This window comes from Streptomyces sp. CA189 (assembly GCF_056428985.1).
In genome coordinates this window covers 1-15,702 of record NZ_JBWJVM010000129.1, presented here as the reverse complement: position 1 = coordinate 15,702, position 15,702 = coordinate 1, and the positions used below count along the sequence as shown (strand labels likewise).

Annotated in this window: 16 protein-coding genes; 7 read left to right on the top strand and 9 right to left on the bottom strand. The window is 73.0% G+C overall.

The window, feature by feature from the left end:
• Positions 1 to 1,509: FUSC family protein (locus AC061S_RS43010; protein ID WP_478691327.1), on the bottom strand; the 1,509-nt coding region annotated here is incomplete at its 3' end.
• Between the two features lie 311 nt (positions 1,510 to 1,820).
• On the opposite strand from AC061S_RS43010, the gene AC061S_RS43005 reads away from it, so the two are divergent.
• From AC061S_RS43005 to AC061S_RS42995, 3 genes are all read left to right on the top strand, one after another.
• Positions 1,821 to 2,276, top strand: coding sequence for a hypothetical protein (locus AC061S_RS43005; RefSeq protein ID WP_478691326.1), 456 nt, complete (start codon positions 1,821 to 1,823; stop codon positions 2,274 to 2,276).
• 108 nt (positions 2,277 to 2,384) lie between these two features.
• Positions 2,385 to 3,602, top strand: coding sequence for a cytochrome P450 (locus tag AC061S_RS43000; protein WP_478691325.1), 1,218 nt, complete (start codon positions 2,385 to 2,387; stop codon positions 3,600 to 3,602).
• Between the two features lie 301 nt (positions 3,603 to 3,903).
• Positions 3,904 to 4,488, top strand: coding sequence for a TMEM165/GDT1 family protein (locus AC061S_RS42995; protein ID WP_478691324.1), 585 nt, complete (start codon positions 3,904 to 3,906; stop codon positions 4,486 to 4,488).
• 16 nt (positions 4,489 to 4,504) lie between these two features.
• On the opposite strand, the gene AC061S_RS42990 is transcribed toward AC061S_RS42995, so the two are convergent.
• The 5 genes from AC061S_RS42990 to AC061S_RS42970 form a co-directional block, all read right to left on the bottom strand.
• Complete coding sequence (locus tag AC061S_RS42990) at positions 4,505 to 5,071, bottom strand: VOC family protein (RefSeq protein WP_478691323.1); 567 nt, start codon at positions 5,069 to 5,071, stop codon at positions 4,505 to 4,507.
• Between the two features lie 362 nt (positions 5,072 to 5,433).
• Positions 5,434 to 6,054: a hypothetical protein gene (locus tag AC061S_RS42985; RefSeq protein ID WP_478691322.1), complete on the bottom strand. Its 621-nt coding sequence runs from the start codon at positions 6,052 to 6,054 to the stop codon at positions 5,434 to 5,436.
• A 50-nt stretch (positions 6,055 to 6,104) separates the two neighbouring features.
• Positions 6,105 to 7,016 (bottom strand): RNA polymerase sigma-70 factor, encoded by a 912-nt coding sequence (locus AC061S_RS42980; RefSeq protein WP_478691321.1) that lies wholly within the window; start codon positions 7,014 to 7,016, stop codon positions 6,105 to 6,107.
• 79 nt (positions 7,017 to 7,095) lie between these two features.
• Positions 7,096 to 8,301, bottom strand: a complete 1,206-nt coding sequence (locus AC061S_RS42975; RefSeq protein WP_478691320.1) for an NAD(P)/FAD-dependent oxidoreductase — start codon at positions 8,299 to 8,301, stop codon at positions 7,096 to 7,098.
• 117 nt (positions 8,302 to 8,418) lie between these two features.
• Complete coding sequence (locus AC061S_RS42970) at positions 8,419 to 8,784, bottom strand: iron chaperone (protein ID WP_478691319.1); 366 nt, start codon at positions 8,782 to 8,784, stop codon at positions 8,419 to 8,421.
• 126 nt (positions 8,785 to 8,910) lie between these two features.
• On the opposite strand from AC061S_RS42970, the gene AC061S_RS42965 reads away from it, so the two are divergent.
• The 3 genes from AC061S_RS42965 to AC061S_RS42955 are packed head-to-tail and all read left to right on the top strand — an operon-like array spanning position 8,911 to position 10,567.
• Complete coding sequence (locus AC061S_RS42965) at positions 8,911 to 9,357, top strand: SRPBCC domain-containing protein (protein ID WP_478691318.1); 447 nt, start codon at positions 8,911 to 8,913, stop codon at positions 9,355 to 9,357.
• Positions 9,354 to 9,725 carry an ArsR/SmtB family transcription factor gene (locus AC061S_RS42960; protein WP_478691317.1) on the top strand — a complete coding sequence of 124 codons (372 nt, stop codon included), beginning with the start codon at positions 9,354 to 9,356 and terminating at the stop codon, positions 9,723 to 9,725. The genes AC061S_RS42965 and AC061S_RS42960 overlap by 4 nt, the downstream gene beginning before the upstream one ends.
• An 8-nt stretch (positions 9,726 to 9,733) precedes the next feature.
• A complete protein-coding gene (locus AC061S_RS42955) occupies positions 9,734 to 10,567 on the top strand; it encodes a class I SAM-dependent methyltransferase (RefSeq protein WP_478691316.1) in 834 nt (277 codons plus the stop codon).
• A 39-nt stretch (positions 10,568 to 10,606) separates the two neighbouring features.
• On the opposite strand, the gene AC061S_RS42950 is transcribed toward AC061S_RS42955, so the two are convergent.
• Together AC061S_RS42950 and AC061S_RS42945 are read right to left on the bottom strand one after the other, a co-directional pair.
• Positions 10,607 to 11,104, bottom strand: a complete 498-nt coding sequence (locus tag AC061S_RS42950; protein ID WP_478691315.1) for a rhodanese-like domain-containing protein — start codon at positions 11,102 to 11,104, stop codon at positions 10,607 to 10,609.
• Between the two features lie 145 nt (positions 11,105 to 11,249).
• Positions 11,250 to 12,281: a helix-turn-helix domain-containing protein gene (locus tag AC061S_RS42945; RefSeq protein WP_478691314.1), complete on the bottom strand. Its 1,032-nt coding sequence runs from the start codon at positions 12,279 to 12,281 to the stop codon at positions 11,250 to 11,252.
• A gap of 219 nt (positions 12,282 to 12,500) precedes the next feature.
• Between AC061S_RS42945 and helR the strand changes: the two genes are divergently transcribed.
• Positions 12,501 to 14,702 (top strand): RNA polymerase recycling motor ATPase HelR, encoded by a 2,202-nt coding sequence (gene helR / locus AC061S_RS42940; protein WP_478691313.1) that lies wholly within the window; start codon positions 12,501 to 12,503, stop codon positions 14,700 to 14,702.
• Positions 14,703 to 14,732: 30 nt separating this feature from the next.
• Here the strand turns inward: helR and AC061S_RS42935 are convergent.
• A partial coding sequence (locus AC061S_RS42935; protein WP_478691312.1) for a chitinase occupies positions 14,733 to 15,702 on the bottom strand: 970 nt, incomplete at its 5' end.

Below are 15,702 nucleotides of genomic sequence, written 5' to 3'. Positions count from 1 at the left end.
GGTGACGGGGGCGAGCTGGGCGAAGGCCATGGCCACCACCAGCGTGAACATGGCCTGCGCCCAGCCCACGCCGCGCACGGGCCCGACGCAGAACGCGAACAGCATCAGGGGCGGCAGCACGATCGCGTACACCGTGCTCACCTCCCCGGCCAGCGCGAGGACCCCGCCGGCGGCGACCGCGCCTACCAGGGTGCCGATCAGGGCCAGCCGGACGGTGGCCCGGGTCTGCACCGCGTTGGTGCCGGTCAGGCTGAGGACGGCGAGCATCGCCCAGAAGCCGTGCGGCAGGGAGTCCAGTCCCGCGACGGCCCGGGCGACGGCGAGGGCCACGCCGAGCCGGACGGCGTTCTGGAAGTGCACGGACCGGGTCCCGCTGTTCGCGGCCAGCCGGTACCACCAGAGCCGAACCGGCCCCTCCTCGGCGTACCAGAACCGGTCGGCGGGCCCGGTCGGCGGGCCCGCCCCCGTCTCCGCCGCGTCAGCGGCCCCCGCACGCCCCCGTACGGCTATCCCGGCGGCGCCCCGCAACACGAGCGCGGCATCCGCCAGCTCCACCAGCGCGGCGTTGCGGAACCCGGGCCCGGGCCCCGTCACGGGGGTCCGGGCGAGGGCGACCTGTAGGTTCCGCAGCCGGGTGGAGTCCGTGGCGGGCGGGGTCCCCGCCCCGAGCAGCCCGGCCGTCCCGGCCGCCGACTCGCGCACGGCCCGTACGAGGTCCAGCCCGGCCGGCCCGGCCCACGGGCCGGGATCCGGCGGGGGCAGGGACCGGAGCCGGGCCAGCAGGGTCCGGGCCGCCAGCCCGGTGTGGGCCAGCGCGCGCTCCCGTACGCCGGGTCCCGCGGGCCGCTGGGCCTCCCCGACCCGGGAGGGCCGCAGGGCCTGCGCGCGCTCCGACGCCCGGGCGGACTCCGCCGCGGGAAGGGTGTGGGGCGGCCGCTCCAGCACGGCGGCGCACCGGGCCGCCTCGGCCGCGGCTCCGGCGGCCAGGCCCCGGTAGCCGGGGACGGCCGGGTCGGGCAGCACGGTGGCCTCGGCGAGGATCAGCAGCAGCACTCCGGCGACGGTGCCGGTCAGCCGCTGGCCGAGGGTGTCGGGGGCGTACGGCGGAAAGCTGGGCAGGATGTACAGCAGCTGGAGTCCCGGCGCGGCGCCCGCCAGGCGGGGTCCGGCCGCCGAGGAGAAGGCCACGCAGAAGCCGATGACCAGCATCCCCGCCACGGCGGCCCAGGTCCGCACGGACAGCCAGGTGCCCAGGACCACCAGCGCGCAGGCGGCGGGGAGCACGCGGGCGACGACCCGGGCCCGCAGGCGTCCGCTGCCCGGGATCCGGGAGAGCCCGGCCAGCGCGACGGCCGCGAAGAGCGCGTAGGTGGCCTCGACGGGCCGGTCCAGCCCGTACAGGAACCCGTAGAAGCCGATGCCGGCGGCGAGGGTGACCCGGACGGCCCGCCGTGCGGCCGCCGGCAGGGGGCCGGTGCCCGTACGGAGCTCCATCAGGGCGGCGCGCACCCTTTCAGCGTCCCACCGGGCGCCCCGGCGGTCATGCGGGGGCCGGGGCCGGTGGAGGCGCCCGATGTCACTTGACAGTTCGTCCGGCGACCCGGCCGACCCCGCTGTGCACTTCTCCGCGATGTGGGGCAGCGTCTCTGATGAGCTTAGGCGGCGGGCCTGAGTTTCAGGTCTGCCCGGGAGGCGGCTTGTGGTGCTGGGCAGGGTGTGGAGGCCTGCGGTGTGCCGCGTGTCCGTGCCGCTGGATGCGGCTCGGGTGCTCATCGTGTGCGGTGCCTGCCGCCTGTGCCGCCGCTGGGTGCGGCGATTCGGTGGCTACAGCTACCGCCCCGCCGGACGCTTTCCGCCCGGTGTGGACCCGGGTGGGGCGGGGACCCCGCGTCGCTTCCTGGGCACGGGGCGGATTCTCATGGGCCCACCAAGCGGCAGGCCGTTCTGCCCCGTACAACGAGGGCCCAGCCACCAGGACACGGCCGAAGGTACGATCAACGAATCAGCCGATCGCCCACGAAACCAGGCCAATCGACCAACTGCACGCGACCCTCACGCGCTACACCGAGATCCGCGCGCAGCTCGGTGAGGGCCTGGCCGACTGGGCCGAGGCCACCGGCACCCCCCTGACCCGTACGCCGGAGGAGACCGGCGCCCTCGTGCTCGGTGTCCTCCTGGGACTCGCCATGCAGCACCGCCTCGAACCGCGCGCAGTCCCCGACGGGCTCGTCGTCGAAGCCCTGGGCGCGGTCCTGGGCCTCGGCAGGGCCTCCTGACCCGTACGGCTCTCCACCCGGCCTGTCCCGACTCCGGCCCGACCGACTCCGATCCGCGCCACTCCGATCCGCGCCACCCCCGATCCGTCCGACGAAGGGAACCGCCCCGTGCTGCCCACCGGCGAGATAGACCTCCTTGAGGACACCTGGGCCCGTGAGGTCCCACACGCCCAGTTCACCCGGCTGCGCCGCGAGGACCCGGTCCACTGGCACGAGGTGCCGGGCCGGCACGCCGGCTTCTACGCCGTCACCCGCCACGCCGACGTCAAGGCCGTCAGCCGCGACCCGGAGCTGTGGTCCACCGAACTCGGCTCGTTCATGATCCGCGACCAGAACCCCGAGTCCCTGGAGACCCTGCGCCTGGTCCTGCTGGGCATGGACGCCCCGCGCCACTCCCGGTACCGCTCGCTGGTCAGCGCGGGTTTCACGCCCCGGGTCGTACGGAGGCTCGCGGCCCGGATCCAGGAGCGGGCGGTCACCCTGGTGGCGCGCGCGGTCACCCCGGGCCGGGACATGGACTTCGTCGACGAGGTCGCCGCCTGGCTGCCGATCCAGACGATCTGCGAGATGGTCGGCGTGCCCGAGGGGGACGAGCGGCTGATCTTCGAGTGGAGCAACCGGATGGCCGGCTCCCAGGACCCCGAACTCTCGGCCGGCAAGCACGACAGCGATCTCGCGGCCGCCGAGATCTACGCCTACTGCGACGCGCTGGCCGCCGAGCGGCGGGCCCGCCCCCGGGAGGACATCCTCTCGACGCTGGTCCACGCCGAGGTCGACGGGGACCGGTTGTCGCCGGACGAGATCAACATGTTCTTCGTGCTGCTGTGCGTCGCGGGCAACGAGACCACCCGCAATCTGCTCTCCGGAGCCCTGATCGCCCTGATCGACCACCCCGCGGCGCGCGCCGAACTGGCTGCGGCCCCCGAGGACGAGGCCCTGTGGAACACGGCGACGGAGGAGTTCCTGCGCTGGGGCGGCTCGATCCACAACTTCCGGCGCACCGCCACCCGTGACACCGTCCTGCGCGGGCAGCCCGTCGCCGAGGGGCAGAAGGTGGTCACGTACTACACCTCCGCCAACCGCGACGAGGAGGTCTTCGCCGACCCCTTCGCCTTCGACATCCGCCGCACCCCGAACGAGCACCTCGCCTTCGGGGGCGGCGGCCCGCACTTCTGCCTGGGGGCCGGCCTCGCCCGCACGCAGATCAAGGCCCTGGTCCGGGAGCTCCTGCGCCGCCATCCGGAGGTGTCCCTCGCGGGGGAGGTGCGCCGCCTGCGCTCCGACTTCATCAACGGGGTCACGTACCTCCCGGTCCGTTTCGGATAGCCGGGCCCGGGACTTCCGGCCCTCCCGGGGCACTCGCCGCCGCTGTTACAGTTGTCGGCAGCGAAGGGGAGTAGTCCCGAAAACCGCTGGTCGACATACTGGACGCCCCGACGGGTCCCGGCCACCGGGCCACCGCGCTTCACGTGCGGGGCGGACGAGACCTTCGGCCAAGGCATGACCCGTCCCACATCACCGTGTGGGCCGCTTCGTCGTGCCGGGCCGAGTGGTTCTTCCCGTCGCCTCCCGCTGGGTGCCGATCCGAGCCATGAGAGCCCGGCTCCAGCAGAAAGCAGCACCCGGAATGGCTCTCGACCCCGTGGCGATCTTCACCGCCTTCGGTCTGATCTTCCTCGCCGAGCTCCCCGACAAGACCATGTTCGCCTCGCTGGCCATGGGCACCCGGATGCGACCGCTGTACGTGTGGTTCGGCACCTCCACGGCGTTCATCGTGCACGTGGCCATCGCGGTCGGCGCCGGAAGCCTGATCGGCATGCTGCCGAACATGGCCGTCAAGCTCGTCTCCGCCGCCCTCTTCGCCTTCGGCGCCGTCGTCATGATGCGCGCCGGCGCGGACGACGACGAGGCGGACTCGGCGGCCAAGACCGTCACCGGTTTCTGGCCCGTCTACACCACGGCGTTCATGGCGGTCTTCATCAGCGAATGGGGTGACCTGACCCAGATCACCACCGCCAACCTCGCCGCCACCAACGGCTGGCTGCCCACCGCCATCGGCTCCGCCGCAGCCCTCATGTCGGTCTCCGCCCTCGCCCTGGTCGTGGGCCGTTTCATCGCCAAGCGGGTCCCCCTCAAGACCGTCCAGCGCTTCGGCGCCCTGTGCATGGCCGCACTGGCCGTCTGGACACTCGTCGAGGCCTTCACCGGCTGACCGGTCCGGGTCACGGTCACTCCGCCGGCGGCGCGGCCTTGAGCAGGGCGAAGACCGCCCCGCTCGGGTCCGCCAGCCAGGCGATCCGACCGACGTCGGGCACGTCCGCGCCCGGCATCAGCACCGCGCCGCCGCTGATCCGCGCGGTGCTCACCACGGCGTCCACGTCCGCCACCGCGAAGTACGGCACCCAGCGCGCGTCCGTCTCCCCCTCCGTCAGCGGTGCCACCCCGCCGAACGAGCCGTCCTCCTGGTCCCCGGCGGCGGGGCTGAGCACCTGGTAGGTCATGCCAGGCGCCTCCATCTCCTGCGAGCGCGTCCCGAAGAGGGCTCCGTAGAAGGCGAGCGCCGCCATCGGGTCCGGCACGTGCAGTTCGACCCAGCACAGCGCGTTGTCGACGGAGGTCAGCTCGAGGCCCGGTGTCCGGCCCGGCTTCCAGACGGCGAACTCGGCGCCCTGCTGGTCGGTGTACTGCGCGAGCCGCCCTTCCCCCATGACGTCCATCGGCTCGACGCGGACGGCGCCCCCGCCGTCGCGTACGCCGCGGGTGGTGGCCTCCACGTCGTCGGTCCGGAAGTACACGGTCCACGCGGAGGTCGCCCCCGCGGTCGAGCTGCCCGACCGCGGCGACGGTCTTCCCGTCCACCTGGAAGAACCCGTACCCGCCGGCCTCGGCCCCGAGCAGGTGGAACTCCCAGCCGAAGACGGCCCGGTAGAAGGCCGCCGCCCGGGGGATGTCGGGGCTCCCCAGGTCGATCCAGTTGGGCGAGCCGGTGCGGTAGTCGGTACCGAGCATGGGGTTCCTCCTGCGACGGGGTTTCGCATGCGAGGTACCCGCGAGGCGGCCCCTCACCCCGCCATCCCCTCCAACCGCCACACGTACGGGTCCCCCCGGCGCACCGCATTCGGCGGGTGCGTGCCTCCGAGGCCCAGCGGTCCGGTCCTCAGTACGGGCCGCCGCGGAAGAACACGCTGCCCTGGTGGCGCGGGCGGTCGTCCCGTTCGTGGGCCGCGTCGGAGCGGTCGGCGGGGGCCGAGAGCCCGGCGAGGGTCCGCAGGGTCTCCAGGCCGGCCAGTACCTCGTCACGGCGTGCCGCGGACTTCATCCAGGCCGGCAGCCGGGCGAACATCGACAGCGTCGGGGAGGCGTGCCGCTCACGCAGCCGGGCGCCCACGTAGGCGGCGAGGGCTTCGACGTGCTCCTCGTCGTAGGCCCACAGGATCCGTCCCGCGCAGCGGGTCTGCAGCCAGAGCGGACGCCGGAAGAAGGGGTCCTCGGTGCCGCCGACCGAGACCCCGACCAGGGCGTTGTCCCGCTCCCGGGCCGACCGGTCGGCGACCGCCCCGCAGCCGGCGCAGGCGAGACGGCGGGGCTGGAAGAGCAGTTCGCCGGAGTGTTTCCGCTCCGCGAGGCCGGGCCTCGGCACGACGAGCGCGCGGCCGCCGCACCGCGGGCAGACGACGAGCAGCCGCGCGGTGAACCGGGCGAGCCACATGCCGTGGTCCTGGTGGCGGACCGGTCCGGCGGGTACGGGCTCGGAACCAGCGGCGGGAGGGGAGGGCATGGGTGACATGCTGCCAGTCCCTCCCCCGCCGGGCGGATACCGCCCGGCGTTCACCGCAGGGTGGGCGTGGTCTCGGTTGCGACGTGGGACAGCTTCTCCGGGTTGCGGACGAAGTAGAGGCCGGTGATGCGGGTGTCCTCGACGTGGAAGGCGATGACTCCGTCGAACTCTCCGTCGATGTGGACGGCCAGGGCCGGGGTGCCGTTGACCATGGTGGGGGCGAAGGAGAACGAGATGCCGCCCTTGGCCGCCTTGCCCGACATGCCGGCGAAGACGCGGGCCACGCTGAGGGCGCCGACGATCGGCCGCAGCGCGGCGTGCTTGATGCCGCCGCCGTCACCCATGTAGACGACCTCGGGGGCGAGCACGTCGAGGAGGCCCTGCAGGTCCCCGGTTTCGAACGCCCGCTGGAACGATTCCACGGCCGCCCGGGTCTCGCTCGCGGAAACCGTCTGGCGGGGGCGGCGGGCGTCGACGTGCTTGCGGGACCGGTGCGCGATCTGCCGGACGGCCGCCGGTGTCTTGTCGACGGCGGTCGCGATCTCCTCGTAGTCGAGGCCGAACACCTCGCGGAGCACGAAGACGGCCCGCTCGGTCGGCCCGAGCGTCTCCAGGACCAGCATCATCGCCATCGACATGCTCTCGGCCAGTTCCACGTCCTCGGCCACGTCCGGCGTGGTGAGCAGCGGCTCCGGCAGCCACTGGCCGACGTAGGCCTCCTTGCGGCGGCTCATGGTGCGCAGCCGGTTCAGCGCCTGGCGGGTGGTGATCCGTACCAGGTAGGCCCGCTGATCGGTGACCGTGCCGAGATCGACGCCCGCCCAGCGCAGCCAGGTCTCCTGGAGGACGTCCTCGGCGTCGGCCGCGGAGCCGAGCATTTCGTAGGCGACGGTGAAGAGCAGGTTGCGGTGGGCGACGAAGGTCTCGGTCGCCGGATCGGGGCCGTGCAAGGGTGTGTCCACGGTTGGTTCACTTCCGTCAGTTGCCGTCGGTCTTCCGGCGGTTCGAATCCGCTCATGATCACCGGAGAGGCCGATCGGCTCAAGCGGTCTGTTCGGCGGCGGCCCTGATCCCGCCATGCTCGGCCTCCAGACGCCGGCCGCGGGCGTCGCCTCCCGACACGCGGTGCAAGCCGTACGAACCCGGCTTGCCGGCCTCCTCGGCGAGGTGCTTGACCGTGCCCTTGCACACGAATTCCTTGAGCTTCGCGCCGGGCCGCCCGCCGATGTGGAACCACAGCGCGGTGTCGTTCTTGTGGGCGAACTGGAAGATGCCGGCGCCTCGGCCCAGGCTGATGCACTGGCCGGCGAACACCGAGTTGAGGGTCTCCGGCTGCTCGCCCGCGATCCGGCTCAGCACCGTGTCGGCGACCCGCGCGCCCATCGGCGTCGCGGCCTGGCAGCTCATCCGCGGAGCCAGGCCCGAGGGCGCCGCCGAGTCCCCGGCCGCGAAGAGGCGCCCGTCGTCCACGCTGGTCAGCGTCTCGTCCGTGAGCAGGCGGCCCAGGGCGTCGGTGCTCAGCCCGCTGCGCGCGGCCAGGTCCGGGACGCCGAAACCGGCGGTCCAGATGGTCACGGCGCTCGCCAGTTCGCGGCCGTCCGCGAGCCGGACGGCGTCGCGCGTCACGGCCGTCACCTTGGTGTCCGGGCCTTCGAGCACGGTCACGCCGAGCGCCACCAGCCGGCCGGCCACCGCACGCCGGCCCCGCGCGTGGAGGTACGGGCCGAGGACCCCGCCGCAGACCAGGGTCACGTCCCGGCCCTGCTCGGCCAGTTCGGCGGCGGTCTCGATGCCGGTCGGACCGGCGCCGACCACGGTCACCGCGGCCGTCGAGGGCGCGGCGTCCAGGACCGGCCGCAGCCGCTGCGCGTCCTCCAGGGTGGCGATCGGGTGGGCGAACTCCGCCGCTCCCGGCACGGTCGGGTCCGCGCTGCCGCTGCCCACCGCGTAGACGAGGTAGTCGTAGGCGACCCGGTCTCCCGACGCCAGGGTCAGGCTGCGCTCGGCGGCGTCGATCCGTTCGACCGAGTCGACGAGCAGGGCCACCCCCTCGGCCAGGACCTTCTCGTACGCGACTACGGCTTCGTGGGTTCCGCCCGCCAGCTGGTGCAGGCGGATCCGCTCCACGAAGACCGCACGCGGATTGACCAGCGTCACCGCGACGTCCTCGCGCTGCTTCAGGCGGTTGGCCGCCATCACTCCGGCGTAGCCGCCGCCGATCACGATCACGTTGGTGTTCGCAGCCATGGTGTCCGTCTCCTTCGTTTCGAGGGTTCGGACACAAGACACCGGCCGGCGGGCGGTTGTGACAGCCTGCGTTCAGATTTCTTTTTTCGTGGTTCCGACGGCCTCGGGCCGTGGTGGTCAGCAGACCTTCCCGGGAGCGGCCGCCGTGGCCCGCAGCAGCTCCTCCAGGAGCGCGAAGTCGATCTTCTCCGGTCTGCGGAAGCGCAGGCAGCCCTTGCCCATGTCATGGCCCGCGAGCCGCTCCTCGAAGGCTTCGCGGACATCGGCGCGCATCAGGTAGAAGGAGATGTACTGCTTCTGGCTCGCGAAGGCGACCTCCCCGACGCCCTCCCGTTCGTACACGGGCATCCCGTACGCCATCACTTCGCCGAATCCGCGCAGTTCGGTACGGCACAGCTCGCGCAGCCGGGTCAGTGCCGCCCTGCGCTCCTCGGGAACCTCGGCGAGGTACTCGTCCACGTCTTCCGCCTTGCTCTGCACCATGGACCCGAGCGTAGGCGAACGCGCACCACCCGTCCTCGCGCAACCTCACGGTTGCGCGATGCCGAGTGACGTGCAACTCTGGAGTTGCACTCAGTCATCCAACGGCCTGCGACGAAGGAGTCCCTGATGAACACGGACCGGATCGAACGCGACACCCTGATCGAGGCGTCCCTGGAGCGGGTCTGGTCCCTGGTGGCCGAGCCGGGCTTCTGGGTGGCCGACGAGGGGAGCCTGGCCGGCACGGTGGCCGAGGAGGGGCAGTCGGTCGTGGCGCGGAACAGCGAGTACGGCGAGTTCCCGGTACGGGTGGAGAAGGTCGAGCCGCCGACCTACCTGGCGTACCGGTGGGCCAGCGCCTTCCCCGGGCAGGAACTGCGCGAGGACAACAGCACCCTGGTGGAGTTCACGCTGAGCCGCGAGGGCGACAAGACGCGGCTCCGCGTCGTGGAGAGCGGGTTCGCGGCCCTGGCCGGGTCCGAGGAACTGCGCGGCAAGGCGCTGGAGGACAACACCGGCGGCTGGCCGCAGGTGCTCGACGCCTTCACGAAGCGCGCCGAACAACCGGCCGCGTGAGCGGGGAACACCCCGGCGCCGACGAGGCGGTCGACCACGTCCTCGTGGCGCTGGCGGACCCGACCCGGCGCAAGCTGCTCGGCCTGCTCGCCGCCCGCGGCGAGGTGACGGCGACCACGCTCGCCGAGGGGCTGCCCGTCTCCCGGCAGGCGGTGGTCAAGCACCTCGCCGTCCTGGACGCCGCCGGGCTGGTCTCCGGCAACCGGGTCGGGCGCGAGGTCCGGTACACCGTGCGGCCCGCCGCCCTGGACGCGACGGCCCGGTGGATGGCCACCCTCGCCGCCGACTGGGACCGGCGGCTGGCGGCCGTCAAACGGATCGCCGAGACGGCGCAGCGGGATGCGGGCCAGGCCCCCACGGCCCGATAGTGGGAACTGTGAGCGACTGGCCAGAGGGAACCGGACGAGCCGCGCGAGCCACGGCGAGCGGTGCGGACCACGGCGGCGAGCAGGAGCCCGTCGCCTGGTCCGGGCCGGAGGGCGCGCAGGCCTTCGCCGCCGTGGAGGCGGCCACGGACTGGCTGCTCGGGTACCCCTTCGTCTTCCGGACCCTGGCCCGGTGGATCGGCGGCGGATCCGTCCTGGTGGACTACGGATGCGGGCCGGGCAAGGTCGCCGACCAGGCGGCCCGGCAGCTCGGAGCGAAGGTCCTGGGCGTGGACACCTCCCCGGAGATGCTCGCGCTGGCCCGCGGCGCGGGGACGGCGGTCGCCGAATATCACCTCGTCACGGACGGGCGCGCGGCCTGTCTGGCGGACGGCAGCGCCGACGCCGTGATGTGCAACCACGTCCTGGCCTCGCTGCCCACCGCGGAAGCGGTGCTCGCGGTCTTCCGGGAGATCCGCCGGATCCTGCGGCCCGGCGGCCCCTTCGTCCTGCTGGCCACCGATCCCGCGTGCAGCGGGACGGAGTACGCCTCGCTGAGCATCGGCGACCCGGGTGGCGCGTACGCCCCGGGCGACGAGCTGCCCGTACGGCTGCGGCGCACGGACAGCAGCTGGCAGGTGATGCCCAACCACGCGTGGCCCGTGGACTTCTACCCGGCCCTGCTGTTGCGGGCCGGGTTCGCGGACCTCGGCCAGCACCGCCCGACGGTGGACGAGGCCCTCGGCCTCCCCGGCCTCGTCGACGCGGACCTCGCCGCCGGCCGCACCTGGTCGGCCGAGCGGGCGAAGCCTCCCCTGGTGATCACGACGGCGCTGGCGGTCTGAGAGCGCGGACCCTTCCGGGGGAACGGGACCGAACAGCCTTCAGCAGGCGCAGGAGATGCCCGAGCGCGGGGCGGTCAGATCGTCGATCGCGCGCTGGTCGGCGCCCTGGGCGGTCTCGAAGGCGAAGCCCTCGCGGACCCAGTACTCGAACCCGCCGAGCATCTCCTTCACCTGGTAGCCCAGGCGGGCGAAGGCCAGCGCCGCACGCGTGGCGCCGTTGCAGCCGGGGCCCCAGCAGTACGTGACCACCGTGAGCGCCGGGTCGATCAGCGAAGGCGCCAGCTCCGCGATCCGCGCGGTCGGCAGGTGCAGCGCTCCCGGGATGTGGCCCTGGTCCCAGGCGGCCTCGCTGCGGGAGTCGACCACCACCAGGCCGGGGACACCGGAGAGCAGGTCGGCCCGTACGTCCGAGACGTCGGCCTCGAAGGCGAGGCGGGCGGCGTAGTGGGCCGCCGCGACGCCCGGAGCGGCGGCCGGGACGGAGAGGACGGCGCTGGTGATCTCGGTGGAGACGGCGGTCGAGACGGTCGCGGACATCGGGGAACTCCTTGTGCGGGTGAAGGGCGGGGGCTCGCCGGCCGGGTGGGCTCCTTGCGGACTCCCTAGCGGACTCCCTTGCGGCGATGACTCCATCCTCTGCCCCCGCCACCCCCACGACGAGTGGCGTAAACGCCCGCACTCGTCAAGATCCCGCCAGGGGTGCGGCGACCCTGACGAACGCCTTCCGGTAGGCCGTCGGCGTGGTCCGCATCTGCCGGTTGAAGTGGTGCCGGTACGTGGCGGTGGAATCGAAGCCGACCGCCGCGGCCACCTCGTCCACCGTCCCCTCGCCCGATTCCAGCAACGGCAGGCTCGCCGCGATCCGCTGGGAGACCACCCAGCGGATCGGGCTCACCCCGTTGCGACGGGCGAAGTGGCGGAGGAAGGAGCGTTCCGACATGCTCGCCGCGCGCGCCAGGGCCGGGACCGAGAGCGGGCCGTACAGCCGCTGAAGCGCCCAGGCCATGCTCCGGGAGATGCCGTCGTCGGCGCCGTCGGGTCCTATCTCGCCGACCGCGGCCTCGATGAACTGGGCCTGCCCGCCCTCGCGATGGGGTGGTACGACGAAGCGGCGGGCCACGGTGTTGGCGACGGCGGCGCCGTGGTCGGCACGGACCAGGTAGAGGCAGAGGTCGATGCCGGCGGCGCTGCCCGCGCTGCTGAGCACGTCGCCGTTGTCGACGTAGAGGACGTCCGCGTCGACCTCGATCGCGGGATGGCGCTCGGCGAGGGTGCGGGCGTAGCGCCAGTGGGTGGTGGCCCGGCGGCCGTCGAGGAGGCCGGTCGCGGCGAGCGCGAAGGCGCCCGAGCAGATGGAGACCAGGCGTGCGCCCCGGGCGTGGGCCTTGAGCAGGGCGTCGACCAGCGAGGGCGCGATGGGGCCGCCCGCCGGGGAGACTCCGGGGATGATCACGGTGTCCGCGGCCGCGAGGGCGTCGAGCCCGTGCTCGGCGCGGAGCGTGAACCCGCCCACCACGCGCAGGTCCCGGCCGGGTTCCGCCGAGCAGACCCGCAGCTCGTACCAGGGCAGGTCCCCCAGCTCGGGCCGGGCCAGGCCGAACACCTCGACCACCACGCCCAGTTCGAAGGGAGCCATTCCGTCGAAGGCGAGTACGGCCACCACATGGGCCGGAGCGGGCTTCGTGAGGTGAAGGGGCACGGCCTCGGAGGTCATGGCCGTACTGTAGCCAGGCGTCGCCGCCGGGCCTCAGCGGGCCGGTGAACGAGGGGGCTCAGGGGGCGAAAAGAATGGGCCAAGAGGAGAACGCACTCCTTGCCACTTACAACATATAGCGCACTGGGGGGCTTGCGGCAAGGCCCCCGCCCTGGGGCAGAATCGCGGACCGAGGCCAGAACCTGCTGAAATGGGGAGATTCACTCAGTGCGTGCCGATATGTCATCTTATGGATCACACGGTTCCGTCGGGTCGACGGCGACCGCCACCAGCGCGTTCGAACTTCCCGACCACCTCTCCCCCAAGGCCGACCCGGCTCTGATCAACGGCGACGAACGGCATTTCGCGGCCGTCTCGCACTGCCTGGAGCAGACGATCGCCGAACTGTCCGACCGCCTGGAGGCCACGCGCAAGGCGCCCGGCGGCATCGGCCGGGAGGCGATGGACCGCGACGCGGAGATCCACCGCCTGACCAGCCGGCTGCGGACCCTGCGCCGCTTCGGGCTGGACCTCTGCCTGGGGCACATGGTCCCGGCCGACGGCTCGGAGCCCGTGTACGTCGGGCGCCTCGGCCTGACCGACAGTGCGGGGAACCGGCTGCTGCTGGACTGGCGCTCCCCGGCGGCCGAGCCCTTCTTCGCCGCGACGCACGCCGTCCCGATGGGGCTGGCGAGCCGTCGCAGGTACCGCTGGACCCGCGGCCGGATCAGCGACTACTGGGACGAGGTGTTCTCCGCCGACGGGCTCGAAGGGCGCGCCGCGCTCGACGACCAGTCCGCGTTCATCGCCAGCCTGGGCGGCAACCGGTCGGCCCGGATGCGCGACGTGCTCGCCACCATCCAGACCGACCAGGACGCCATCATCCGGGCCGGATCCCGGGGCGCACTCGTCGTCGACGGCGGTCCGGGTACGGGCAAGACCGTCGTCGCCCTGCACCGCACCGCCCACCTGCTCTACTCCGACCCCCGGCTCGGTCACCGCCGCGGCGGCGTGCTGTTCGTCGGTCCGAGCCGGCCCTACCTGGCCTACGTCTCGGACGTACTGCCCAGCCTCGGCGAGGAGGGCGTACAGACCTGCGTCCTGCGCGACCTCGTCACCGAGGGGGCCGGCGCGGTGGCCGAGGCCGACCCGCGCGCGGCCCTCCTCAAGTCCTCCGCGGACCTGGTGAAGGCGGTCGAGGCGGCGGTCCGCATCTACGAGGAGCCGCCCACCGAGGGGATGACGGTCTCCAGCCACTGGTCCGACATCTGGCTGAGCGCCGAGGACTGGGCGGCCGCGTTCGAGGCGGTGGAACCGGGCACCCCGCACAACGAGGCACGCGACCAGATCAGGGAGGAGCTGCTCACCATCCTGATGGAAAAGGACGACAGCGACGTCTCGCCCCAGCTGCTGCGCCGTTCGCTGCTCCAGGACCGGGACCTGGTCACCGCCCTCAACCGTGCCTGGCCGATGCTCGACGCGGGCGAACTCGTCGGAGACCTGTGGTCGGTGCCCGCCTACCTGCGCAAGTGCGCTCCGTGGCTCGGTCCCGATGACGTGTCCCTCCTCCAGCGCGCGGACGCCCAGGCCTGGACGGTGTCGGACCTGCCGATCCTGGACGCCGCCCGCCGGCGGCTCGGTGACGCCGAGGCCTCCGTGCGCAAGCGCCGGCACGAGGCCGCCGTCGCCGCCGAACGGGCGCGCAGGTCCGAGGTCATCGACCGGCTGCTCCAGGACACCGAGATCGACGAGAGCGAGGGCGCAGTGGGGATGCTGCGCGGACGGGATCTGCAGGACGCCCTGATCGACGGGGACGCCCTGCCCGGCGCCGAACCGGACCTGCTCGCCGGCCCGTTCGCCCACATCGTCGTGGACGAGGCGCAGGAGCTGACCGACGCCGAGTGGCAGATGCTGCTGACCCGGTGCCCGTCGCGGAGCTTCACGATCGTCGGGGACCGCGCGCAGGCCCGGCACGGGTTCACGGAGTCGTGGCGGGAGCGGCTCGAACGGGCCGGGCTCGACCGGATCGCCATGGCCTCCCTGAGCGTCAACTACCGCACCCCCGAAGAGGTCATGGCCGAGGCCGAGCCGGCCATCCGCGCGGCACTCCCCGACGCGAACGTACCGACCTCCGTCCGCAGCAGCGGCATCCCCGTCACGCACGGCCGCGTCGCGGACCTGGCCGCGGTCCTCGACGACTGGCTCGGCGCCCATGCCGACGGGGTCGCCTGCGTCATCACCGCCGATGGCGTCGAGGACACCGCGTTCCCGTCGGCGTCCCGCGTCCGGACGCTGACGCCGACCCTGTCGAAGGGACTCGAATTCGACCTGGTCGTCCTCATCGACCCGGACACCTTCGGCGAGGGCATCGAAGGCGCCGTGGACCGCTACGTCGCGATGACCCGCGCGACCCAGCGCCTCGTCGTCCTCACGAGCTCGTGAACCGACCCGGTCGCGTGGGTGCCCGCGGGCCTAGCGGAGGGCTCCGAGGGCCTTCGTGAAGGCCAGGGGCTGCTGGAGGATCGAGCTGCACGTCGCGTCCGCGTGGTTCACGACCCCGGCCGCACACTGCCGGTCGCGGGTCGCGGACCACATCGCCAGCCTGCCGATTCCCTTCTCACGCGCGAAGTCCACGAGCTGGGCGGCGTCGGCGAGGGTGAAGATCTCGGTCGTGACGTCGTTGACGCCGATCATCGGGGTGACGGCGACGGTCTTCCAGGCCGCCGCGTCGGAGAGGCCCAGTACTCCCTTGAGCTGTGCCTGCGTGGCCGTGGCGGCCTGGATCGCGTACCGGCCCATGTCACCGCTGTAGGCGGGTCCGTAGTCCATCGCCATGATGTTGACGCCGTGGATCCGCACGCCGTTCTTCTTCGCGTCCGCCAACAGGGCCACGCCCGGCTGGGTGAGGCCCTCCGGCATCACTGGCAGGGTGAAGGCCACGTCCAGTCCGGGGTGGGAGGCCTGCAGGAGGGTGATGGCCTGCGCGCGGCGGGTGTTGGCGGCGGTGTCGGGCAGGGCCGCGCCCTCGATGTCGAAGTCGACCTTGGTCAGTCGGTACTGGTCGACGACCTTGCCGTAGGCCGCGGCCAGCTCCTCGGCTGAGCCGCAGTTCAGGGCCAGTTCGTGCCCGGCGGCGCCGCCGAAGGAGACGCGTACGTCCCCGCCCATGGCCCGCAGGGCCCCGATCTGCGCGGCGACCTTGTCGTTCGCGAGCTCGGTGACCCCGCCCCACAGCGGGGCGCAGCCGCCGCCGGAGGTGATGAAGGCGAGGTGGAACTCCTTGACGCCGGTCCTGGCCGCCGTGTCGACCAGGTCGTAGGCCGGGTGGAGGGAGGTGTCCACGTACGGCGCGAAGCGCGCGCCGCCGGCCGGGTTCCCGGTTGCGGGCGGGGGCGTGGCGGCGGGCGGGGTGGTGAGGGCGATGAGGTGGGAGGGCGGCGCC

What these genes read in the sequence shown, in the direction of transcription:
- AC061S_RS42970 (WP_478691319.1), bottom strand. Translation starts at nt 8,784, where the DNA reads ATGGTGCAGAGCAAGGCGGAAGACGTGGACGAGTACCTCGCCGAGGTT.
- AC061S_RS42985 (WP_478691322.1), bottom strand. Translation starts at nt 6,054, where the DNA reads ATGCCCTCCCCTCCCGCCGCTGGTTCCGAGCCCGTACCCGCCGGACCG.
- helR (WP_478691313.1), top strand. Translation starts at nt 12,501, where the DNA reads ATGTCATCTTATGGATCACACGGTTCCGTCGGGTCGACGGCGACCGCC.
- AC061S_RS42945 (WP_478691314.1), bottom strand. Translation starts at nt 12,281, where the DNA reads ATGACCTCCGAGGCCGTGCCCCTTCACCTCACGAAGCCCGCTCCGGCC.
- AC061S_RS42975 (WP_478691320.1), bottom strand. Translation starts at nt 8,301, where the DNA reads ATGGCTGCGAACACCAACGTGATCGTGATCGGCGGCGGCTACGCCGGA.
- AC061S_RS42965 (WP_478691318.1), top strand. Translation starts at nt 8,911, where the DNA reads ATGAACACGGACCGGATCGAACGCGACACCCTGATCGAGGCGTCCCTG.
- AC061S_RS42950 (WP_478691315.1), bottom strand. Translation starts at nt 11,104, where the DNA reads ATGTCCGCGACCGTCTCGACCGCCGTCTCCACCGAGATCACCAGCGCC.
- AC061S_RS42995 (WP_478691324.1), top strand. Translation starts at nt 3,904, where the DNA reads ATGGCTCTCGACCCCGTGGCGATCTTCACCGCCTTCGGTCTGATCTTC.